Source organism: Lentzea sp. HUAS12, assembly GCF_024125735.1.
In the GTDB taxonomy this organism is placed as follows: domain Bacteria; phylum Actinomycetota; class Actinomycetes; order Mycobacteriales; family Pseudonocardiaceae; genus Lentzea; species Lentzea albida.
This window is the reverse complement of record NZ_CP099738.1, coordinates 2,725,688-2,747,124: the sequence shown is the minus strand read 5'-3', so window position 1 is coordinate 2,747,124 and position 21,437 is coordinate 2,725,688. Positions and strand designations below refer to the sequence as shown.

Here is a 21,437-nt window from a genome sequence, read left to right as displayed (position 1 = left end):
GGGGGAGCAGTCCTTGTCCACGCCCAAACGGATCTACACCCTGTCGTCGGAAGAGGCCGCCGAGGCCGAGAACCTGACGCTGCGCCTCGCCAAGGAGTACTCGGGTCCCGCGGACGAGCAGCTGCTGCGCGACCTGCCGCTGCTCGCCGCCGAACTGCCCGTGGGCCAGCGCCGCTTCCTGCGCGACTTCGCGCTGGAGGACGAGCTGGGCTACGCCGTGGTCCGCGGCCACACCATCGACGACGCGCGCATCGGCCCGACGCCCGAGCACTGGCGCGGCCGGCCGGTGCCGACCCCGGAGTTCGCCGAGGAGATCCTCCTGCTGCTGCACGGATCCCTGCTCGGTGAGCCGTTCGGCTGGAAGACCCAGCAGGACGCCCGGCTCGTGCACGACATCTTCCCCATCAAGGGGTTCGAGACCGAGCAGATGGGGATCGGCAGCACCGACACGCTCACGCTGCACACCGAGGACGCGTTCCACCCGTGGCGCGCGGACTACCTGCTGCTGGAGTGCCTGCGCAACCCCGACAAGGTCGCCACGATCGTGTCGGAGCCGGACCTGCGCTCGCTCGACGCGGACGTCCTGGAGCTGCTGCACGAGCCGAACTTCCTGATCCGGCCGGACGACTCGCACCTGGCGAAGCACAACGTCACCAAGGGCGTCGACGCCGAGTTCTCCGAGATCGACGAGATGAAGGCCGACGACAACCGCGTCGCGGTGCTCTACGGGTCGCGCGAGCACCCGTACATCCGCATCGACCCGTACTTCATGGAGACGCCGACGGACCCGGCCGCGCGCAGGGCGTTGCAGGCCGTCAGCGACCTCCTGGAGGCGTCCTGCCTGGACGTCGCCCTGGAGCCCGGTGACGTGCTGATCATCAACAACCACCGCCTCGCGCACGGCAGGCAGGCGTTCCAGGCCCGCTACGACGGCACGGACCGCTGGCTCAAGCGGGTCAGCATCACGACCGACCTGCGCAAGTCCCACGAGCGGCGCGCCTCGGCGACCGCACGCCTCATCTGACGGATACGGAAGTCATGCCGAACCCGTTCCACACCCTCCCGCCCACCGCCAGGGGCATCCTCGCCGTCCTCCGGGTCCTGCCCAGGGTCAGCCGGCCGCGCACGGTGCTCCTGGCGGGCGGCGTGGTGGTGAGCGCGGTCCTGCCCATCGGGATCGCGGTCCTCACCGGCCTGCTCATCGGCGCCATCCCGGACGCCGCGCGCGGCGGCGCGGACTCGCCCGCCGCCGACCGGGTGGGCACCCTGCTGATCGCCGTCGCCGTCGCGATCCTGCTGGAGCGCCTCACGTCCCCGCTGCTGCGAGCCGCCGTGTCGACGCTCGGCCGCGACGTCGACCGGTACCTGCAGGAGGTCGTGCTCACCGCGCTCGGCAAACCGAGGGGCATCGCGCACCTCGAGGACTCGGACGTGGTCGACGAGGTCCGCATCGTGCGCGGCCTCGGCATGAGCGCGCACCGGCCGGGCCAGACCGTCGAGGCACTGCCCGAGGTGCTCACGTCGTGGCTGCGGGCGGTCGGCTCGGCGGCCGTGCTCACCTGGTTCCACTGGTGGCTCGGCGCGCTGTGGCTCGTGGTCTGGCCGATCATCGTCTACCGCATGCAGCGCGACTACCTGCGCGTCGGCGAGGAGGGCTTCGGGCAGAGCGCCCAGCTCCGCCAGGCCGAGTACGTCCGCGACCTCGCGCTCGACCCGCCGCCCGCCAAGGAGGTGCGGCTGTGGGGCGTGCTCGACTGGCTCGTGCACCGCTTTGACACGTTGTGGCAGGCGGGGATCGGGCCGATCCGCAAGGCACGGAGGCCGCGGCCCGGCATGGTGGTCGGGTCCGCGTCCGCGATCATGGTCATCAACCTGCTGTCGTACGGCCTGCTGGCTTATGCGGCCGTGCGGGGAGATCTGACGCTGGCCGCGCTCGCGGTGTTCGTGGAGGCGCTGGCCAACGCGAACGAGTACGCGGTCGGCGACGAGCACCTGTACCTGTCCAACGCGGCCGTCACCGTGCCGAAGCTGCTCTCACTGGAGAAGCGCCTGTCGGACAGCGGTCCTCCTCAGTCCGGGTTGCCGGTCGGCGAGGACGTTCCGGCGCAGGAGATCCGGTACGAGGGCGTGCACTTCCGCTATCCCGGCGGTGACCGCGACGTCCACAGGGGACTGGACCTGACCATCCCGGCGGGGCGGTCGCTGGCGATCGTCGGGGACAACGGCGCGGGCAAGACGTCGCTGGTGAAGCTGCTGGCCGGGTTCTACGAGCCCACCGGCGGCAAGATCACCGTGGACGGCGCCGACCTCGCGAGCCTCGACCCGGAGGAGTGGCGCCGGCGCGTCGCCGTGCTGTTCCAGGACTTCACCCGCTACCACCTGCCGGTGCGCGACAACATCGGACTCGGCGCTCCCGAGCACGCGGGCGACGAGGACATGCTGCGCCGCGCCGCCGAACGGGCCGGGATCGGCGATCTGGTCGAATCGCTCCCGAACGGCTGGGACACCGTGCTGTCGCAGGCCTACACCGACGGTGTCGACCTCTCCGGCGGGCAGTGGCAGCGCGTGGCGCTGGCCCGTGCGATGTTCGCCGTCGAGGCGGGCGCCAAGGTCCTCGTGCTCGACGAGCCCGCGGCGGCACTGGACGTGCGGGCGGAAGCCGAGCTGTACGAACGGTTCCTCGACCTCACACAGGGCCTCACCACGATCATCATCTCGCACCGCTTCTCCACCGTGCGGCGCGCGGACCGGATCGTGGTCGTGTCCGGGGGCCGGGCGATCGAGGCCGGTGGCCACGACGAGCTGATGGACCTCGACGGCCGCTACGCCCACCTGTTCCGCCTCCAGGCAGAACGCTTCCAGCCGGTGGGAGGCACCGATGCGTGACACCTGGAAGGCCTTCCTCACCACCATCAGCTTCGGGTTCCGGGCGGCGCGCTGGCACGCGGTCTTCCAGATCCTCACGGAGATCGCGCTCGCGCTCACCGGCCCGTTGATCGCCTACAGCGCCGGCAACCTCGTCGACGCCGCCGCGGACAGCGACCTGGACCGCGCGCTCACCGCCGGGTTCGGCATCGCCGCCGCGACCGGGTTGCTCATCGTCGCCCAGTACTACAACGCCCACTGCGTGTTCGCGGTCCTCGAGCGCACGCAGGCGTTGTCGGACAGGACGTTGATGCGGCTGCTCGGCGGCATCGGCAGCCTCGCGCCGCACGAGCACCCGAAGTACCTCGACCAGATCCAGCTCCTGCGCGAGGAGCGCGAGAGCCTCGCCGAGATGACCAACGCGACGGCCGGCCTGGTCAGCGCGGTCGTGGGCTTCGGCACCACGGCGTTGCTGCTCGCGGACGTCCACCCGGCGCTGATCTCGCTGGCGCTGCTGGCGTTCATCTCGCTGTGGATCACCAGCCGGGCCAACGACCTCGCGGTGGACGCGCAGGAGGACACCGGCGAACCCGAGCGGTTGCGCCGCCACCTGTTCGACATCGGCACGACCGCCGGCGCGGGCAAGGAGCTGCGGATCTTCGGGCTCACCCGCGAACTCGTCCGCCGGCACCACCAGGTGTCCGACGAGGTGCTGGACACCCGCAACCGCGCCGCCTGGCGCGGGGCCGCGCTGAAGAGCGTCGACGCCGTGATCAACGCGGCCGGGTTCTTCGGGGCGATCGCGCTGGTGGTCTGGCTCGCCGTCGAGGGCAGGGCGACCCCCGGTGACGTCGTGATGGTCGTCGGCCTGACGATCGAGATGGCCGCTGTCGTCGCCACCTCCGTCGGGTACAGCGGCGACTTCCTGTGGTGCCTCAAGCAGGCGAAGCGCTACCTGTGGCTGGAGCGGTTCGCCGCCGAGGCCGCCCAGGAGCCCGACGAGCCGGTCGCGCCGCCCGCGACGCTGGCCCGCGGCATCGACCTCGTCGACGTCACCTACCGCTATCCGGGCAGCGAGCGGACCGTGCTCGACGGCGTCTCGCTGCACCTGCCCGCCGGAGCCGTCGTGGCGCTGGTGGGGGAGAACGGCGCGGGCAAGTCGACGCTCGTGAAGCTGTTGTGCGACTTCTACGAGCCGGACGACGGCAAGATCCAGGTCGACGGTGTCGACCTGCGCCGGTTCCCCGTCCCGGACTGGCGTTCGCGCCTCACCGGGGCGTTCCAGGACTTCGTGGAGCTGCGACTGCCGGCGCGCGAGGCGATCGGCGTCGCCGACACCTCGCGGATCAACGACGACGTGGCCCTGCAAGGAGCTTTGACACGAGCCGGAGCGAGGTCCGTTGTGGACGGTCTGCCGCACGGGCTCGACACGCGGCTCGGCCGGGAGTGGGACGGCGGTGTCGAGCTGTCCGGCGGGCAGTGGCAGAAGCTGGCGCTCGCCCGTGGCCTGCTGCGCACCGACCCGTTGCTGGCCGTCTTCGACGAACCGACCGCCGCTCTCGACCCGCAGACCGAGCACGCGTTGTTCGAGCGGTTCGCCGCGGCCGCTCGTGAAGGGAAGTCGCGAGGGACCGTGACCCTCCTCGTGTCGCACCGGTTCTCGACCGTGCGCATGGCGGACCTGATCGTCGTGCTCGACGGCGGCCGCATCCGCGAGATGGGCAGTCACGAGCACCTCATGGCCCACCCCGACCTCTACGCCGAGCTGTACGACCTGCAGTCCTCGGCCTACCGCTGAAAGGAGCCGTCCTGATGAAGTTCGAACCAGCACCTCTCGAGGACTGGATGCGTCTGTACTACTTCGCGGTGGACGACGACATCGGCAGCAGCGGGGTCGAGGACTACTCGCTCGCCGACCTGCGGGCGTTGCTCGGCATCGGCGCCGACGAGCTCGACGCCGTGGTGTTCCGCGACAGCACGTCGTTCGGCGGCGAGGAGGTGCGGACCGCGATCGCCGCGCACTGGGGCACCGGTGACCCTGACACGGTCATGGTCACGCACGGCGGTAGCGAGGCGATCTACCTCGTGCTGAGCACGTTGCTGGAGCCCACCGACGCCGTGGTCGTCACCGAGCCGACCTACCACACGCACACGTCGATCGCCCGGACGATGGGCTGCGACCTGCGGGTGTGGCCGTTGCGCCCGGAGAACGGGTTCCGGCCCGACCTGGACGACCTGCGCGCTGTCGTCGACGGTGCCAAGGCCGTCGTCGTGAACTTCCCGCACAACCCGACGGGCGCGTCGCTGACTCCCGCCGAGCGCGACGAGTTCGTCGAGATCTGCCGGGAGGCCGGCGCGTACCTGGTGTGGGACCAGGCTTTTCGCGAGATGGTCGTGGAGGGTGAGCCGCTGGTCGACCCGGTGCACGACTACGACAGGGCCATCTCGATCGGCACGCTGTCGAAGGGCTACGGCCTGCCGGGACTGCGCGTGGGCTGGGCGATCGGCCCGCAGGACGTCCTGCGCGGCACGCTCGACCTGCGCGACCGCATGACGTTGCACCTGTCGCCGCTGGTGGAACTGCTCGCCACGCGCGTCGCCCAGAACGCGGACCTGCTGGTGGGCCCGCGCATGGACAACGCCCGCACCAACCTGGCACTGCTGCGCGAGTGGGCCGCCGAGCACCCGGACCTGATCGACCTGCCGGTGCCGATGGGCGGCGCGTCCACGTTCCCGCGGCTCCTCGGCCACGCCGACACCACCGATTTCTGCCACGAACTGGCACGCCGGCACCGCACGCTCCTCGTACCGGGGACGTGCTTCGGGGACCCGACCCGCGTCCGGCTGGGTTACGGCGGTCCCGCCGCCTCGTTCGCCCGAGGCCTCGACACGCTCGCACTAGTGGGGGAGAAGGCCCGTGTTCAGAATTGACCTGTCCGCATCCGACGTCGCCGAGGCCGACGCCCTCGTCGCCTCGCTGGCGTCGCGCTACCGCACGGTGGAGGACCCGGAGTTCGTGCGCGAGGCCACGGTCATCGCCCACGAACTGCCCCGCGCCCTCCGTGCGGGCCTGCTGGAGTTCCGCCTGACCGAGCCGCACCCGCTGTGCGTCATCGGCGGCTACCGGCTCGACGACGACCGCATCGGCCCGACGCCCGCGCACTGGAAGGACTGCGGGGGTGAGGACAGGCCGACGCTGGCCGAGGACCTGTTCTTCTACCTGTGCGCGTCGCTGCTGGGCGACCCGATCGCGTGGTCGACCCAGCAGGACGGCCGGCTGCTGCACGACGTGTTCCCCATCAAGGAGCACCAGTACGAGCAGCTCGGCTCGGGCAGCGAGGAGCTGCTGACGTGGCACATCGAGGACGCGTTCCACCCGATGCGCACCGACTACGTGGGCCTCATGTGCCTGCGCAACCCGGACGGCGTCAACACCACGTACGGCTCGCTGGAGGGCATCTCGCTGCCCGACGACGTGGTCGAAGTCCTGCGCCAGGAACGGTTCCCGATCCGCCCGGACCGTTCGCACCTCGCCGCCAACCGCCAGAACGACGGCGACGACGAGCAGTTGCGCCGCCTGCGCGACCGCAGCTACGAGTGGATCTCCGGCCTGGACGCCCACCCGGAGCCGATCGCGGTCCTGTTCGGTCCGCAGGAGGACCCCTACCTGCGCCTCGACCCGTACTTCATGGAGGTCCCGGCCTCCGATCCCGAGGCGGCCGCCGCACTCGACACGATCGTCAAGGCCATCGACGCCGCCATCACGGGCTACGCCCTGAAGCCCGGCGAGGTCCTGTTCCTCGACAACTACCGGGGCACCCACGGCCGCGAGCCGTTCAAGGCCCGCTTCGACGGCACCGACCGCTGGCTGACCCGCCTGAACATCGCCCGCGACCTCCGCAAGTCGCGTGCCCACCGCCGCACCGCCGACGACCGCACCATCTACTAGGCAGGAATTCTGATGCGCACGAGCCCTTTCGACGATGAGGACGGCCGCTTCTTCGTGGTCGTGAACGCCGAGGACCAGCACGCCCTCTGGCCGGCGACGCTCGCCACCGTGCCCGACGGGTGGACCGTGGTGCACGGCGAGGAGAGCCGCCAGTCGTGCCTCGACTACGTCAACGAGCACTGGACGGACATGCGGCCGCGCAGTGTGCGGGAGCAGTTGGACCGGCAGGCCGCCGCCGGTCGGTGACCGATCAGGTGACGTGGGGCGCGGCCTCGCCGGGATTCCGGTGGGGCCGCGCTCGCGCGTGGTGAGGGGGCGGAGGGAACGACCCGCCGTCGTGCCGCGGGGAGTCCGGGTCGTTGTTGTGGGCGGCGCGCGGTGGGCCGTGTGCGTCGGTGGACCGTGCTCGCCGTTGTGGCCGCCGCGCCGCGGGCCTGCTGCGCTCCTCCCGGCACGCCGCGGGCCCGAAGCACGGCCCGCCGCCCTCCTGCCGACGCGCCGCAGGTCCGGATCACAGCCCGCCTCCCTCGCGCGGCCCAGCGACCGGTTGGCCCCGCCGCGTCCCCCGAGTCCGGACAGGACGATCTAGGCTGGCGCGGTGATCACCGGGTGGCGGCACCCCGCCCGCCTCGTCGTACTCGCCTTCCTGGCGGCCACCGCGGCCGGCACCGCGCTGCTGATGCTGCCGGTCGCCGCCGAGTCCGGGCAGGCCACCGCCTTCATGGCCGCGCTGTTCACCGCGGCCTCCGGCATCAGCGGCACGGGGCTCGCGGTGGTGGACACCGGGTCGCACTGGTCGGTGTTCGGCGAGGTCGTGCTGCTGGTGCTGTGGCAGGTGGGCGGGTTCGGCATCATGACGCTCGCGTCGGTGCTGGCGCTGCTGATCTCGCACCGGCTGGGGCTGCACATGCAGCTGACGGTGAAGACCGAGACGAACACGCTGAACCTGGGACAGGTCCGGGCGGTCGTCGCGGGGGTCGTGACGATCAGCCTGGTCGTCGAGGCGATCGGCGCGGTGGTGCTGGCGCTGCGGTTCTGGCTCGGGTACGGGGAGCCGTTCGGGCGGGCGCTGTACTCCGGGGTGTTCCACTCGATCTCGGCCTTCAACAGCGTCGGGCTGGCGCTCTACCCGGACAACCTCATGCGGTTCGCGACGGATCCGTGGATCTGCCTGCCGGTCGTCGTGGTGGCGGTGACGGGCGGGCTGGGGTTCCCGGTGCTGTTCGAGTTCCTGCGGCGGCGCCGGAAGCGGTGGTCGCTGCACACCAAGATCACCGTGCCGGTGTACCTGGGGCTGATGGCGTTCGGCACGCTGGTGGTGCTCGCCGTCGAGTGGGGGCGGGCCGGCACGCTCGGGCCGTACGGGGTGGGGGACAAGCTCCTCATCGGACTGTTCCACGGCGTCATGCCGGGCACGGCCGGGTTCAACACCGTCGACGTCGCCCAGTTGCAGCCCGCGACGATGCTCGTCGGTGACGTGCTGATGTTCATCGGCGGCGGCAGCGCCGGGACGACGGGCGGGATCAAGGTCACGACGTTCGCGTTGCTCGCGTTCGTGCTCTACGCCGAGGTGCGGGCCGAGCCGAGCGTGCACGTGATGGGCCGCCGGATCGGCGCCGAGGTGCAGCGGCAGGCGGTCACGGTCGCGTTGCTGGGCGTCGGCGTGGTGATGGCCGCGACGCTCGTCCTGCTCGCCACCAGCTCGTTCCGCCTGGACGACGTGCTGTTCGAGACCTCGTCGGCGTTCGGTGGCGTCGGGATGTCGACCGGCATCACCGACGACCTGTCCGTCACGGGGCAGCTGGTCATCATCGTGCTGATGTTCATCGGCAGGGTCGGGCCGATCACCCTGGTGTCGGCCCTGGCGCTGCGGGAACGCCGCAGGCGCTACGAACTACCCGAGGAGCGACCCATTGTCGGATAACCAGGAATCCCGCGTCGTCGTGCTCGGGCTGGGCCGCTTCGGCAGCTCGCTCGCGCTCGAGCTCGTCGCCCAGGGCGTGGAGGTCATGGCGATCGACTCGGACCCGAAGCTGGTCCAGCGCCACGCCGACGACCTCACCCACGCCGTCGTCGCCGACACGACCGACGCCGAGGTGATGCGCCAGCTCGGGGTCGACGAGTTCGAACGGGCCGTCGTCGGCATCGGCACCAACCTCGAGGCCAGCATCCTGACCACCGCCGTGCTGGTGGACTTCGGCATCCCGAACATCTGGGCCAAGGCGATCAGCCGCGAGCACGGCCGCATCCTCGAACGCATCGGCGCGCACCACGTCGTCCTGCCCGAGCACGAGATGGGCGAACGCGTGGCCCACGTCGTCACCGGCAAGATCCTCGACTACATCGAGTTCGAGGACGACTACGCGATGATCAAGACCCGGCCGCCCCGGGAGGCGATCGGCAAGCCGCTCGGCCAGAGCAGGCTGCGCGGCAAGTACGGCGTCACCGTCGTGGGCGTCAAACGGCCCGGCGAGGGCTTCGACCACGCCACCGCGGAGACCGTGGTCGAACGCGGTGACGTGCTGATCGTCGCCGGCAAGGTCACCGACGTGGAACGGCTCGCGGACCTGACGTGACGGCCGCGCCGGCCTCCTCGGTGAACACCTGGCGGAGCACGCCGATCCACCACAGGAACGTCAGCGCGATGACCGTCGGGTTCTTCACGAACAGCAGCACGGCCAGGTAGGTCTGCCTGGCCGACGGCGGCAGCAGCGCCGACACCACGTGCTCGGCGAGCACCTCGAACACGGCGAACGCCGCGCCCAGGAAGACGACCTGCCACACCAGGCTGCGCCAGTGCCGGCGGGCGAAGTCACGGTCGGAGCGCAGCTGCCTCCCGGCCACGGCGATCCGCCACACCAGCACCACGAGCAGGACGCGCGCCGCCAGCACCACGACCTCGGACGCCGTCGCGAGGGCGGGGGAGACCTCGCCCGTCCAGTTCACGACGACCAGCCGCTGGACCGAGGCGATCAACGACAGCCCGACGACCAGCGGCAGGTGCCGGGTGTAGCAGCGCCAGGTCCACTTCGGCACTTCCCACGCCAGCTTCAGCTCGCTCACGCTTCCCCCTGATCACTTCAGTTGAGTGAATAATTTAGTTCAGTGTACTGAAATATCGCGCGAGGTAAAGTGACGACGTGGAAGATCGAGATGCCGGACGCGAGCTCAGCACCGCCGTGGTCGCGTTCCACGAGGCCGTCGGCGCGAGCCTCGGCGTGACGGCCGTGGACCAGCGCGCGCTCGCCGTGATCATGGGTGCCGGATCGGTCTCCGCGGGGGAGTTGGCCAAGGAGATCGGCCTGACCCCCGGTGCGGTCACGGGCGTGGTCGACCGCCTCGCACGGGCGGGGCTCGCCCGGCGCGAACCGGATCCGCAGGACCGCCGCCGGCTGGTGATCACCGCGGTGCCCGGCGCGTTCGGCGACGCCTTCTCCGGCCTGGCCAAGGCCATGGCCGAGCTGACGGACCGCTACACGCCCGCCGAGCAGGCCGTGATCGGCGACTGGGTGACGCGCACGATCGCCGTGCTGCGCGAGCAGACGCGGATCCTGAACGAGCGGCGGTAGCGCTCAACGCTTCGTGAGCACCGGAGTGGCCGCCCGGATTCCGCGCGAACTGCGGACGTCGCCCGCCTGGGCTACGGTCGGAATCGGGTTGAGCCGCAGCCCTCCGTCACAGCCGCACCCTGCGGACGGAGGGTGCGCTGTGCTCCCCGAGGGAAGAGGTCCGATGAAGATCGCGATGGTGTAGGCGGAAGACTTACCCGGTTGGGGAGGGTCGCACGCCGCGAGCCTCGCCCAGGCGCTGAGAGGACTCGGGCACGACGTGCGCCTGCACGGCCCGGACGAGGCGGGGACGACGCCGCGAGGCGCTGGTGCGGACCTGCGGCTGGGCGCCTTCGTCGACGCACTGCGGGCGCGGTGGGACCGCACGAGACCGGATCTCGTGCACGCGCACTTCCTGCGGTCCGGCCTCGCCGCCGTGCTGGCGGCGCAACGGTCGGGAGTGCCTGTCGTGCAGTCGTTCCACGGTGTCGCCGCCACCGAGCACAACGGTGTCGAACGGCTGGTGGGCAAGGAGACCGCGCTCGTCGTCGCGAACGCCGAGCAGGAGGTGCTCGACCTGGCGGCCGCCGGGGTGCCCCGCTCGCGGATCGAGGTGGTGGCGCGCGGCGTCGACACGGGCCTGTTCCAGCCGATCGGCCCGGTGAGCGCCCGATCGGAGCTCCGCCGGATCGTCACCTCGGTGGAGTCGTCATCGGACAACGGCGTCGCCGACCTGATCGCCGCCCTGCCACGCCTGCGGGGCGCGGAACTCGTGGTCGCGGGAACGGCGGCCGGCCGCACGGACAAACTGGCGCGGTGGGCGGACAGGCTCGGCGTGCGGGAACGGACGCATCTGCTGGGGCCGGTGGAGCGGTGGGACATGCCCGCGTTGCTGCGTTCGGCGGACGTGGTGGCGTGCGTGCCGCACCGCACGTCGTGGAACCCGATGGTGCTGGAGGCGATGGCGTGCGGCAAACCGGTCGTCGGGACCGCTGTCGGAGGGCTCACCGACGCCGTGATCGACGACGTCACCGGGCTCCTGGTCCCGCCGGGCGACCCGAAGCGGCTCACCAGGGCGCTGTGGGAGGTGCTGGAGGACGAGACGCTCAGGACGTCGTGCGGGATCGCCGCGGCCGACCGCGTCCAGGCCCGGCACACCTGGCAGGACGTCGCCGTGTGCGTGAACCGGCTGTACGGCCGGTTCCCGAGCGCGGCCGAGGCCGCGCGATCGGGAACCGGCGCACGCTGAACGACCAGGCCGTCACCGCGGCGCGGTGAGCAGCTCCAGCATCGGCGTCAGCTCGAAGTACCGGGCCACGTCGAGTGCGGATCTCGGCCCGAGCGCGGGATCCGCGCCCGCGTCCAGCAGCATCCCGGCGATCCGCTCGGAGCGGCGGAAGACCGCCGCCCCGAGCGCCGTCTGACCCCGGTCGTTGACGCGCCCGGTGTCGGCGCCCCGCTCCAGCAACGCCGCCACGGCGTCCTCGTGGCAGTGGTACGCGGCGAGGATCAGCAGGGTGTCGCCGGAGGAGTTGGTGAGGTTCACCGGGATCCCCGCGTCGACCGCCTCGGCGAGCCGGTCGGTGTCACCGGTGCGCGCGAGGTCGAACATCGACTGGAGGAACGCGAGCTCCTGCTCGGTCAGCGTCACGGCCGGGCCCCTCACGCGATCGTCGCGGGGAAGCGGTCCCACACCCGGTGCAGCTTCAGCAGTTCGGTGGCCTCGGCGAGCACCTTCGACGCGTCGTCGCCCAGCACCACGCCCGCACCCGTGCACCCGGCGGCCTCCACGGCGGCGCGGCCGGCTCCCCAGGCGCCGATGCCCTTGGCGTGCCGGAAGCACTCCTGGATCATCAGGACCACCCGCGGGTCGACGGCGGCACCGGGCGCACCGGCCTTCGCGTCCCTCGCGGGCACCGCGTCGGGACCGGGAGGCGGGCTGCCCGCGAGCAGCAGCGCGTCGAACTCGACCGAGCGCGCGGTGAGGAACGTGCGCTGGGCGACCAGGCCGCTGTCCCCGATCGGCCCGCCGGTCGGCGCGATCAGCAACGGCACCATGCCGCCCGCCAGGATCGTCTCGCGGACGGTCCGGACGCCGTCGAGGTCCGCCGGGTCGACGACGATGCCGATGATGCGCCCGTCGGTCGGCCAGGTCTGCCCGATCTGGGACAGGGCGGGGCTCGGCGTGACCTTCCTCGGCCGGGCCGCGGTGCTCGGCACCGGCAGGCCGAGACCCTTCGCCACCTCCGCGCACAGCGTCGGGTCGACGTTGGCCAATACCGCGAGCTGGCGTTCCTTGATGGCCTGCTCGTAGCACTTGCCGAGCTCGAAGGTGAACGCGCGCACGACGTGTTCCTTCTCGACCGGCGTGAGGCTCAGCCAGAACAGCCGCGGCTGCGTGAAGTGGTCCGCGAACGACGCGGGCGACTGCCGGACCTTCACCGCCCTCGGCAACGGCTGCGCCACCTCGACGAACGGCCGGTCCTCCGCCTTCGCGACGAACGGGTTGCCGCCGTCGAGCGTGTTCGGCCGGTAGGGCGCCACACCCCCGTGCACCGCGTGCTGGTGGAACCCGTCGCGCAGCATGTCGTTGACCGGCACGTGCGGGCGGTTGATCGGGATCTGGTTGAAGTTCGGGCCGGCGAGCCTCGACAGCTGCGTGTCGAGGTAGGAGAACAGCCGCGCCTGGAACAGCGGGTCGTCGGTGACGTCGATGCCCGGCACCAGGTTCCCGAGGTGGAACGCGACCTGCTCGGTCTCGGCGAAGTAGTTCGTCGTGTTGCGGTTGAGCGTGAGCATGCCGACCGGCTGCACCGGCGCGAGCTCCTCGGGCACGATCTTCGTCGGGTCGAGCAGGTCGATGCCCTCGAAGGTCTGCTTCGGCGTGTCCGGGAAGAGCTGCAGGCCGAGCTCCCACTGCGGGTACGCGCCGGACTCGATGGCGTCGGCGAGGTCGCGGCGGTGGAAGTCCGGGTCGATACCGTTGATCATCTGAGCCTCCTCCCACACCAGGGAGTGCACGCCCAGCTTCGGCTTCCAGTGGAACTTCGCGAGCGCCGTCCCGCCCTCGGCGTTCACGAGGCGGAACGTGTGGACGCCGAAGCCCTCCATCGTGCGGTAGGAGCGGGGGATGCCGCGGTCGGACATGTTCCACATGACGTGGTGCGTCGCCTCGGTGTGCGTGGAGACGAAGTCCCAGAACGTGTCGTGCGCGCTCTGCGCCTGCGGGATCTCGCGGTCCGGGTGCGGCTTGCCGGCGTGGATGACGTCGGGGAACTTGATCCCGTCCTGGATGAAGAAGACCGGGATGTTGTTGCCCACCAGGTCGAAGTTGCCCTCCTGGGTGTAGAACTTCGTCGCGAACCCGCGGGTGTCGCGCACGGTGTCGGCCGACCCGCGCGACCCCAGCACGGTCGAGAACCGCACGAACACGGGCGTCTCCACGCCGTCGCCCAGGAAGGCGGACTTGCAGACGTTCGCCGCCGTGCCGTAACCGACGAAGACGCCGTGCGCGCCATAGCCACGTGCGTGCACCACGCGCTCCGGAATGCGTTCGTGGTCGAAGTGCATGACCTTCTCGCGCAAGTGGTGGTCCTGCAACAGCGTCGGGCCGCGCTCGCCGGCCTTCAGCGAGTGGTCGGTGTCGTAGAGCCGAGTGCCGGCCGACGTGGTGAGGAACTCGCCCTGCTGGGCGTTCGCGATCTTCGGGGCACCGGTCGGCGCGCCCGTGGGCGACACCGTCTCCGGCGCGTCCTGGTCGGGCTTGGGCGGCAGCGGCCCGCGAGGTTCCGTCGGCTCCTCGAGCGACGGCGGCTCGCTGTTCGGCGCGCCCGGGATCGGCGGGTTCACCAGTTCGGTGACCTTGTCCACCGCCTTTTCGAGCGCCGCCTTCACGAGCTTGCCCGGCTTGTGGGTTGCCACTGCGTCCTCCTCGGGGGTCAACGTCTGAGAAGGCAGTACCCGCGACTTCACCGGATATGCGTCGTTGATCCGGGTACTCCGGCACCGATTCCGAGAGGCTCAGGAGGCCCCATGTTCACGCTGACCCGCTTGCTGGGCGCGGCCACCGCCGCGTACAGCGGCACGATCATCGCCGCCCCCAAGGTGCTCGCGAAGCCGTGCGGCCTCACCACCCCGACAGGTGATGTGTCACGGCCCGTGCGCACCCTGATCGGGGCCATCGGCGCTCGGGACGCGGCGATCGGGACGGCGATGGTGTTCGCGCCTCCCGGTCCGGCGCTGCGGACGGCGGTGGCGGCGCGGGTCGCGTCGGACACCGCGGACGCGCTGGTGTTCGGGCTGACGCTGCCCGATCCGGTGGCCCGCAAGAAGGTGGTGGCGTTCGCGCTGTTCTGGGCGGGGTTGTGCGCGGTGTCGCTGCGGTGGGCGTAGTGCGGTGGGCGGTAGGGGGCCTCAGGTGATGGCCGGCACGGTGGACCGCGTCCGGCGAGGCGCCTCGCCACCCCTCCCGCCACCGTCCCGCCCCGCGTCCCACCGCCGCCCGCTCACCACGTTCCGAACAACGTCGTGAGCGGTGTGTCACAGCAGCTCGGCACGGCCACCTGCTGTGTCATCCCGGCGGATCTTCGCCTGTAGGCTTCGACGCCAGCAGGTGCACACGTCAAGCAGTCGGCGCATGATCCTGCTGCACAGCGGCGGTCGGTACCGTCGCTCGTCCAGCCGTTTCGACTGCCTAGGAGACTTGAGTGACCGACGCAGGGCACGCCCAGCGCCTGACCGAACTGTTGCGGACCAACGCCGACTCACTGATCGGCAGGTGGGTGGACGCGGTCGCGGCCCTGCTGCGCGGACGTGCGACGAAGACGGAGCTCGAAAGCGACTTCCGGGAGTTCTACGACGTGCTGCTGCCGCTCGTCGGCAACGACGGCAAGGACACGGGCTCGCCGGCGTTCGGTGAGATCCGGTCGTTCCTGGACGAGTATTCGCGCGCCAGGGTGCGGGCCGGGTTCACGCCGTCGGAGACCGCGTCGAGCATCTTCTCGCTCAAGCGGGAGGTCTTCGACCTCGCCGAGAACGAGGAGGACCCGCAGATCTTCCGGCAGCTCATGGCGTTCTCCGGGCTGCTGGACGCGCTGGGGCTGCTGACGTTCGAGTTCTACGCGCAGGCCCGCGAGGAGATCATCCGCGAGCAGTCCGAGCAGCTGCTGGAACTCACGACCCCCGTGGTGAAGATCTGGGAGGGCGTGCTCGCGGTGCCGCTGGTCGGCACACTCGACTCCGCGCGCACCCAGGTCGTGATGGAGAAGCTGCTCGAGGCGCTGGTGGAGACCGGGTCCGAGCACGCGATCATCGACATCACCGGTGTGTTCGCCGTCGACACGCAGGTCGCGCAGCACCTGCTCAAGACGGTCGTCGCGGCCCGGCTCATGGGCGCCGAGTGCATCGTGTCGGGCATCCGGCCGCAGATCGCGCAGACCATCGTGGCGCTGGGCATCGAGTTCGGCGACATCATGACCAAGGCCTCGCTCGCCGACGCGCTGCGGTACGCGCTGCGCCGTGACGGCGTCGACGTCGTGCAGCGCGAGGTGCGCTGATGGAGCGCGTCCCGATTCTCAAGATCGGCGGCATCCTGCTCGTCTCCATCCAGATCGACCTGCAGGACCAGAGCGTGCTGGCGCTGCAGGAGGACCTGGCCGAGAAGATCAGCTCGACCGGTGCCCACGGCGTGGTGATCGACATCTCCGCGGTGGAGATCGTCGACTCGTTCATCGGGCGGATGTTCGCCACGATCGCGTCCATCTCGCGGCTGTTCGACGCGGACACGGTCGTCGTCGGCATGCGTCCGGCCGTGGCGATCACACTGGTGGAACTGGGTCTCACGCTCGGTGGCGTGCGCACGGCCCTCGACCTCGAACGCGGTATGAAGATTCTGGGGCAGCTCGGTCGCGGACGGACCACCTGATGCCGCCCCGGTCCGAGGGGCCGGAACAGGTTCCCATCAGTGGAGACGACGACGTGGTGCGCGTGCGCCAGCTCGTGCGCGCGTACGCCCAGCAGACCAAGCTGTCGCTCGTGGACCAGACGAAGCTGGTCACCGCCGCCAGTGAGCTCGCCCGCAACACGCTGATCTACGGCGGGGGAGGGTTCGCCCGCGTCGAAGAGGTGAACGACGGCCGCCGCGCCGGCGTGCGCGCGTCGTTCCACGACGAGGGGCCCGGCATCCCGGACCTCACCCTGGCCCTCGCCGACGGCTGGAGCAGCGGCAGCGGTCTCGGGCTCGGCCTGAGCGGTGCCCGCCGCCTGGTGGACCAGTTCGACCTCGACACCGAGGTCGGGCGCGGAACGGTCGTGACGGTGACCAAGTGGAAGAGATGACCACCGCGAACTGCCTGCCGCTGGTGCGCGACGAGGCCTGGCTGCCGGTCGAGGAGACCGCCCAGGTCGGCAGGATCCGGCGCACGGCCACGGCACTCGCCGAGAAGCTCGGCTTCGAGGCGGCCCGCACGGCGGAGATCGGGCTCGCGGTCACCGAGATCGGCACGAACCTGCACAAGCACGCCCGGCACGGCGTGGTCGTGATCCGTTCCGTGCGCGGCGAACAGGACGCGGCCGTCGAGGTCGTGGCGATCGACCGCGGGCCGGGCATCGCCGACATGGCGCTCGCCTGGCAGGACGGGCAGTCCACGACGGGCACCCTCGGCGTCGGACTCGGTGCCGTGGCGCGGTTGTCGTCGAGCTGCTCGATGACGTCGCGTCCCGGCCAGGGCACCGCGCTGGTGGCCCGGTTCGCGCCCCGGGCCGACTGGGCGCCCGAGTGGGGTGTGGAGAACGCGGCGGGGCTGACCAGGCCGATCGGCGGCGAGGACGTGTGCGGTGACGCGTACGCGTTCTCCCACGGCACGAACCGGATGACTCTGATGATGTGCGACGGGTCCGGGCACGGGCCGCTGGCGGCCTCGGCGTCCGACGCGGCGGTGCGGCTGTTCCGCGAGCAGCCCTTCCTGCCGCCCGAGCAGATGGTCCAGCACCTGCACACGGCGTTGCGCGGCACCCGCGGCGGCGCGGTCGCCGTCGCCGACATCGACCTCGTCGCGAGGACGGTCCGCTACTGCGGCCTCGGCAACATCGGTGCCGCGGTCCTCGCCGACGGCCGCAAGCAGGGCATGATCTCGGTGCCCGGTGTGGCGGGCCACCAGGCGCGCACGATCCGCACGTTCGACTACCCGCTGCCGGAGCGGGCGGTCGTGGTGATGCACTCCGACGGTCTGACCGAGCGGTGGGGCGCCGACCACGGCAGCGACCTGGCCGTCGACGAGCCCGTGCTCATCGCCGCCACGTTGCTGAGGGAGGCGGGAGTGCGCAACGACGACGCCTGCGTGCTCGTGGCCAGACCGGCATGACACCGTCGGAGCTGCTGCGGCTGGCGATCAGCGACGAGCGGGACGTGTTCCTGCTCCGTCAGCGTGGTCGCCAGGTCGCGGCGGCGGTCGGCCTCGACGGCCAGGACCAGGTCAGGGTGGCGACGGCGCTGAGCGACGTCGGCCGGGAGCTGGTGCGCCAGGACGTGAGCACGACCGCGGTGTTCCGGATGCGGCGCGCGCCGGCCCCCGCGCTGCTGGTCGAACTGAGCTGGCAGGCCGTCGTGTCGGGCTCGGGCCCGGGCTGGGACACCGCCCGGCGGTTGATGAACGCCCTGGTCATGACCAGCACCGGCGTGACGCTGGTGAAGAACGTGCCGCAGGGGATCGTGCTCGACCAGGACCTGCTCGGCGACCTGCGCGAGACCACCACCGGCACCTCCGCCCTCGACGAGCTGCGCGCGCAGAACCAGGAGCTCCTCGAGACGCTCGAGAACCTCGAGGTGAAGAGCAAGGAGCTGGAGCGGCTCAACGACGAGCTGGAGGAGACCAACCGCGGCGTCGTCGCGCTCTACCAGGAGCTGTCCGAGGAGCTCGAGACCACGAACCAGGGCGTGGTCGCGCTGTACGCGGAGCTCGACGCCAAGTCCGCGGAGCTGAAGGACGCGGCCGCCGCGCGCATCCGGTTCTGGTCCAACATCAGCCACGAGCTGCGCGCCCCGATCAACTCCGTCGTCGGCCTGACCCGCCTGCTCGGCGGTCCCGGCAGCGACCCCATGACCGACGACCAGCGCCACCACGTCGACCTGATCAACGAGTCGGCGGCGACGCTGCTCGCGCTGGTCAACGAGCTCCTCGACACCGCGAAGGCCGAGTCTGGCAGCCTCCGGCCGCGGATGGCGCCCGTCGCGCTCGACTACGTGATCACCCAGCTGCGCTCGGCGGTCCGGCCGATGCTGCGCTCCGGCGACGTGGAGCTGGTGGTCGGGGACCTGCCCGAGCTGCGGCCGCTGGTCACCGACGAGACGATGCTCGTGCGGATCCTGCGCAACGTGCTGTCCAACGCGGTGAAGTTCACCAAGCACGGCGAGATCCGGTTCACCGCCGACCTCGGCCCCGGTCCCGACGAGGTCCGGTTCGTGGTCACCGACACCGGCATCGGGATCCCGGCGGAGGAGCAGGACAAGGTGTTCGAGGAGTTCTACCAGGTTCCGAACGCGCTGCAGGTAGGCGCGAGCGGTACCGGCCTCGGCCTGTCCTACGCGCGCAAGCTCGCCGAGATCCTCGGCGGGAGCCTGACGCTGAGCAGCAACCCCGGTGAGGGCACCGAGGTCGTGCTCACCCTGCCGATCGCGGACGACGAGTCCGTCCAGCCCACGCCGGTCGCGTGCGCGGTGATCGCGGACGACGACGAGAAGTGCCGCGAGGAGCTGCGCGGCGCGCTCGCGGGCATCGCCACCGAGGTCGTCGAGACGCAGGACGGCCGCAGCGCCCTGAACATCGTCAAGGAGCGGCGCCCTGACCTGCTCCTGGTGGGCGCGAGCACTCCGCTGATGAGCGGCAGCGCCGTGTTGTCCGCGTTGAGGCTTGACCCGGAGCTGGCCGGGGTACCAGTGGTCATCGTGTGCGGCGACGACCCCGGCGGTCTCGCCCGCAGCGTGCACAGCCTCGGCGCGGCCATGCTGCACGAGGCGCGGATCTCCCCGGAAACGGTGGGCCGTGCGATCAGGGACGCACAGCTCACGGCGCGAAGAACGGACCTCCGATGAACCCGACAGCCATGGGTGGCGGACCGGCGAGGGTCCTCGTGGTGGACGACCTGGAGGCCAGCAGGTTCATCGCCTGCAGCTGGCTGCGCCGCAGCGGCCACACGGTGGTCGAGGCGACCACGGCGGCCGAGGCGCTCGTCGCGATCGAGTCCGAGTCGTTCGACCTCGTGCTGCTCGACGTGCACCTGCCGGACATGAGCGGCTACGACGTCACCGAGCGCATCAAGGCCGACCCGCGCACGAGCTCGATCCCCGTGGTGATGCTCTCGGCGACCTACATCGAGCCCGAGGACAAGGTCACCGGCCTGACCCGCGGCGCCGACGCGTACCTGACCGAACCGGTCGACCCCGGCGAGCTGCTGGCCAACGTCGAGGCGGCGCTGCGCTACCACCGCGCCCGTGCGCTCGCCGAGCACCTGGCCGCCAGGCTGACCCGTCTCGCCACGGCCACGTTCGCGATCAACGCGGCGACGACGTTCGGCGCGCTGGTCGAGGCGGCCGCGATCGGGGCGGCGGACGTGCTCGACACGCAGGCGACCGCGGTGCTCACCTCTCCGTCCGGCGACGTCCGCGTCGCGACGGTCGGCGCCCGGCAGCCCGAGGCCCTGGCGCGCCCGGACAGCGCCGACGTCGAACAGTGGATGACCGCGCTCAACCCCGGTGTCGGTGTCGTGGTGGTGGACGAGGCCGACGTGCCGTGGCACCCGACGAAACCCGCCGTGGCCGTGCTCGCGCGCACGAAGCCGCGCAGGCCGCCGATCGGCATCGCCGTGGGGCCCTGGGCCGTGCGCACCGACGACGACCGCAACCTGCTGCGCCAGCTCGCCCAGGCCACGGCACTGGCCGCGGAGGGCCTGCACACGTTCGCCGAGGAGCACTCGCTCGCGCTCACGTTGCAGCGCAGCCTGCTGCCGAGGACGTTGCCGAGCCTCCCGGAGCTGCCGATGACGGCCCGGTACGTGCCCGCGTCGAGCAACGCCGAGATCGGCGGCGACTTCTACGACGTGATCGAGCTCGACGGTCACGTGCTCATCGCCATCGGCGACGTCTGCGGTCACTCCATCGAGGCCGCGACGGTGATGGCCGAGGTGCGCCACACCCTGCGCGCCTACGCCGTCGAGGGGCACCGGCCCGCCGAGATCCTGCGCAGGGTCGACACCCTGCTCGAACGCTTCCACCCGACGGGCGGCCTGACCACCATGTGCCTTCTGCAGGTCGACCCGGAGGCGGGCACGATGGCCGTCGCGAACGCGGGCCACGTGCCCCCGTTGGTCGTGGACGACGAGGGTGCCCGCTACGTCCCGGTCCACGGCCCGTTGCTGGGCATCGGGTTGGACAGGCCGGAGGCCACCGAGATGCCGTTGCCGCGGGGCACGACCGTGCTGCTGACGACCGACGGCCTCGTCGAACGACGGGGCGTCGACCTGGACGAGGGCATGGAGAAGCTGCGCGCGACCGTGTCGAACACGGAGGACATGGACGTCCTCGCCGACCGGCTCCTGGACGAGCTGGGCCGGGGCAAGCAGGACGACATCGCCCTGCTTCTGCTGCGACGGCTCGCGTGACCGCCCTGGTGGTCGACATGCCGGTGCGGCCGGGCATGTCGATGTCGTCGTTGCGGCGCGACGTCACGAAGGCGCTGGGCGAACTGGGGGAGGACCACCTCTACGACGTGCAGCTGGTCGTGACCGAGCTGGTGAGCAACGTCCTCGACCACACCCCGTCGAGCACCGGCCACCTGAGGATCCTGCACGGCCAGGACCCGTGCGCGGTGATCGTCGAGGTGGACGACGAGTCGGCGACCGAACCGGTCTACGGCCGGTCGCGCCTGGGCGAGAACCGCGGCCGCGGGATCGTGGTGGTGGACAACATCTCGCGGCAGTGGGGCAGCAGGCCGCGCGGTGCCGAGGGCAAGACGGTGTACGCGGTGGTCGACTGCACGGGGTGAGGCGGGGAACACGGCGCGCGATGGCCTGCCCGCACCACC

Annotated in this window: 21 protein-coding genes and 1 pseudogene; 19 read left to right on the top strand and 3 right to left on the bottom strand. The window is 71.2% G+C overall.

What is annotated here, in order from left to right; genetic code table 11:
- The first annotated feature begins 13 nt into the window (after positions 1-13).
- The 8 genes from gntD (ND450_RS12160) (at position 14) to ND450_RS12125 (ending at position 9,390) form a co-directional block, all read left to right on the top strand.
- Positions 14-1,024 (top strand): guanitoxin biosynthesis L-enduracididine beta-hydroxylase GntD, encoded by a 1,011-nt coding sequence (gntD, locus tag ND450_RS12160; RefSeq protein ID WP_253326248.1) that lies wholly within the window; start codon positions 14-16, stop codon positions 1,022-1,024.
- 14 nt (positions 1,025-1,038) lie between these two features.
- Complete coding sequence (locus ND450_RS12155) at positions 1,039-2,886, top strand: ABC transporter ATP-binding protein (RefSeq protein ID WP_253326247.1); 1,848 nt, start codon at positions 1,039-1,041, stop codon at positions 2,884-2,886.
- A complete protein-coding gene (locus tag ND450_RS12150; protein ID WP_253326246.1) occupies positions 2,879-4,663 on the top strand; it encodes an ABC transporter ATP-binding protein in 1,785 nt (594 codons plus the stop codon). The genes ND450_RS12155 and ND450_RS12150 overlap by 8 nt, the downstream gene beginning before the upstream one ends.
- Before the next feature lie 14 nt (positions 4,664-4,677).
- The gene (gene vioD, locus ND450_RS12145; RefSeq protein ID WP_253326245.1) at positions 4,678-5,796 is read left to right on the top strand and encodes a capreomycidine synthase; all 1,119 of its coding nucleotides are present in this window, start codon (positions 4,678-4,680) and stop codon (positions 5,794-5,796) included.
- The gene (gntD, locus tag ND450_RS12140) at positions 5,783-6,814 is read left to right on the top strand and encodes a guanitoxin biosynthesis L-enduracididine beta-hydroxylase GntD (RefSeq protein ID WP_253326244.1); all 1,032 of its coding nucleotides are present in this window, start codon (positions 5,783-5,785) and stop codon (positions 6,812-6,814) included. The genes vioD and gntD (ND450_RS12140) overlap by 14 nt, the downstream gene beginning before the upstream one ends.
- Positions 6,815-6,826: 12 nt before the next feature.
- Positions 6,827-7,060: an MbtH family NRPS accessory protein gene (locus ND450_RS12135; protein WP_253326243.1), complete on the top strand. Its 234-nt coding sequence runs from the start codon at positions 6,827-6,829 to the stop codon at positions 7,058-7,060.
- Between the two features lie 352 nt (positions 7,061-7,412).
- Positions 7,413-8,738, top strand: coding sequence for a TrkH family potassium uptake protein (locus ND450_RS12130; RefSeq protein WP_253326242.1), 1,326 nt, complete (start codon positions 7,413-7,415; stop codon positions 8,736-8,738).
- Positions 8,728-9,390, top strand: a complete 663-nt coding sequence (locus ND450_RS12125) for a TrkA family potassium uptake protein (protein ID WP_253326241.1) — start codon at positions 8,728-8,730, stop codon at positions 9,388-9,390. Before ND450_RS12130 ends, ND450_RS12125 begins: the two co-directional genes overlap by 11 nt.
- Here the strand turns inward: ND450_RS12125 and ND450_RS12120 are convergent.
- Positions 9,356-9,877 carry a hypothetical protein gene (locus ND450_RS12120; RefSeq protein ID WP_253326240.1) on the bottom strand — a complete coding sequence of 174 codons (522 nt, stop codon included), beginning with the start codon at positions 9,875-9,877 and terminating at the stop codon, positions 9,356-9,358. The genes ND450_RS12125 and ND450_RS12120 overlap by 35 nt on opposite strands.
- A gap of 77 nt (positions 9,878-9,954) precedes the next feature.
- On the opposite strand from ND450_RS12120, the gene ND450_RS12115 reads away from it, so the two are divergent.
- From ND450_RS12115 to ND450_RS45710, 3 genes and pseudogenes are all read left to right on the top strand, one after another.
- Positions 9,955-10,383 (top strand): MarR family winged helix-turn-helix transcriptional regulator, encoded by a 429-nt coding sequence (locus ND450_RS12115; RefSeq protein WP_253326239.1) that lies wholly within the window; start codon positions 9,955-9,957, stop codon positions 10,381-10,383.
- Between the two features lie 220 nt (positions 10,384-10,603).
- Positions 10,604-10,987 (top strand): annotated as a pseudogene (locus ND450_RS45715) (glycosyltransferase); the annotation flags it as partial.
- Positions 10,976-11,611, top strand: a complete 636-nt coding sequence (locus ND450_RS45710; RefSeq protein ID WP_371927763.1) for a glycosyltransferase — start codon at positions 10,976-10,978, stop codon at positions 11,609-11,611. The pseudogene ND450_RS45715 and the gene ND450_RS45710, both read left to right, overlap by 12 nt.
- A 12-nt stretch (positions 11,612-11,623) precedes the next feature.
- Here the strand turns inward: ND450_RS45710 and ND450_RS12105 are convergent, their stop codons facing one another.
- The gene (locus tag ND450_RS12105) at positions 11,624-12,013 is read right to left on the bottom strand and encodes an ankyrin repeat domain-containing protein (RefSeq protein ID WP_253326237.1); all 390 of its coding nucleotides are present in this window, start codon (positions 12,011-12,013) and stop codon (positions 11,624-11,626) included.
- An 11-nt stretch (positions 12,014-12,024) separates the two neighbouring features.
- Positions 12,025-14,283 (bottom strand): catalase, encoded by a 2,259-nt coding sequence (locus ND450_RS12100; protein ID WP_253326236.1) that lies wholly within the window; start codon positions 14,281-14,283, stop codon positions 12,025-12,027.
- A gap of 111 nt (positions 14,284-14,394) precedes the next feature.
- On the opposite strand from ND450_RS12100, the gene ND450_RS12095 reads away from it, so the two are divergent.
- The 8 genes from ND450_RS12095 (at position 14,395) to ND450_RS12060 (ending at position 21,398) form a co-directional block, all read left to right on the top strand.
- Positions 14,395-14,754, top strand: a complete 360-nt coding sequence (locus tag ND450_RS12095; protein WP_253326235.1) for a hypothetical protein — start codon at positions 14,395-14,397, stop codon at positions 14,752-14,754.
- A 314-nt stretch (positions 14,755-15,068) separates the two neighbouring features.
- A complete protein-coding gene (locus ND450_RS12090) occupies positions 15,069-15,917 on the top strand; it encodes an STAS domain-containing protein (RefSeq protein WP_253326234.1) in 849 nt (282 codons plus the stop codon).
- Positions 15,917-16,285, top strand: coding sequence for an STAS domain-containing protein (locus ND450_RS12085; protein WP_253326233.1), 369 nt, complete (start codon positions 15,917-15,919; stop codon positions 16,283-16,285). Before ND450_RS12090 ends, ND450_RS12085 begins: the two co-directional genes overlap by 1 nt.
- A complete protein-coding gene (locus tag ND450_RS12080) occupies positions 16,285-16,698 on the top strand; it encodes an anti-sigma regulatory factor (RefSeq protein WP_089918180.1) in 414 nt (137 codons plus the stop codon). Before ND450_RS12085 ends, ND450_RS12080 begins: the two co-directional genes overlap by 1 nt.
- The gene (locus ND450_RS12075; RefSeq protein WP_253327901.1) at positions 16,695-17,723 is read left to right on the top strand and encodes an ATP-binding SpoIIE family protein phosphatase; all 1,029 of its coding nucleotides are present in this window, start codon (positions 16,695-16,697) and stop codon (positions 17,721-17,723) included. The genes ND450_RS12080 and ND450_RS12075 overlap by 4 nt, the downstream gene beginning before the upstream one ends.
- The gene (locus ND450_RS12070) at positions 17,720-19,450 is read left to right on the top strand and encodes a hybrid sensor histidine kinase/response regulator (protein ID WP_253326232.1); all 1,731 of its coding nucleotides are present in this window, start codon (positions 17,720-17,722) and stop codon (positions 19,448-19,450) included. Before ND450_RS12075 ends, ND450_RS12070 begins: the two co-directional genes overlap by 4 nt.
- Positions 19,447-21,015 (top strand): fused response regulator/phosphatase, encoded by a 1,569-nt coding sequence (locus ND450_RS12065; protein ID WP_253326231.1) that lies wholly within the window; start codon positions 19,447-19,449, stop codon positions 21,013-21,015. The genes ND450_RS12070 and ND450_RS12065 overlap by 4 nt, the downstream gene beginning before the upstream one ends.
- Positions 21,012-21,398, top strand: coding sequence for an ATP-binding protein (locus ND450_RS12060; RefSeq protein WP_253326230.1), 387 nt, complete (start codon positions 21,012-21,014; stop codon positions 21,396-21,398). Before ND450_RS12065 ends, ND450_RS12060 begins: the two co-directional genes overlap by 4 nt.
- Positions 21,399-21,437: the final 39 nt, after the last annotated feature.

Bases quoted from the DNA above. Each gene is read 5' to 3' on its own strand.
- ND450_RS12080 (WP_089918180.1), top strand. From the start codon at position 16,285: ATGCCGCCCCGGTCCGAGGGGCCGGAACAGGTTCCCATCAGTGGAGAC.
- vioD (WP_253326245.1), top strand. From the start codon at position 4,678: ATGAAGTTCGAACCAGCACCTCTCGAGGACTGGATGCGTCTGTACTAC.
- ND450_RS12135 (WP_253326243.1), top strand. From the start codon at position 6,827: ATGCGCACGAGCCCTTTCGACGATGAGGACGGCCGCTTCTTCGTGGTC.
- ND450_RS12065 (WP_253326231.1), top strand. From the start codon at position 19,447: ATGAACCCGACAGCCATGGGTGGCGGACCGGCGAGGGTCCTCGTGGTG.
- ND450_RS12095 (WP_253326235.1), top strand. From the start codon at position 14,395: ATGTTCACGCTGACCCGCTTGCTGGGCGCGGCCACCGCCGCGTACAGC.
- ND450_RS12085 (WP_253326233.1), top strand. From the start codon at position 15,917: ATGGAGCGCGTCCCGATTCTCAAGATCGGCGGCATCCTGCTCGTCTCC.
- ND450_RS12070 (WP_253326232.1), top strand. From the start codon at position 17,720: ATGACACCGTCGGAGCTGCTGCGGCTGGCGATCAGCGACGAGCGGGAC.
- ND450_RS12155 (WP_253326247.1), top strand. From the start codon at position 1,039: ATGCCGAACCCGTTCCACACCCTCCCGCCCACCGCCAGGGGCATCCTC.
- ND450_RS12150 (WP_253326246.1), top strand. From the start codon at position 2,879: ATGCGTGACACCTGGAAGGCCTTCCTCACCACCATCAGCTTCGGGTTC.
- ND450_RS12075 (WP_253327901.1), top strand. From the start codon at position 16,695: ATGACCACCGCGAACTGCCTGCCGCTGGTGCGCGACGAGGCCTGGCTG.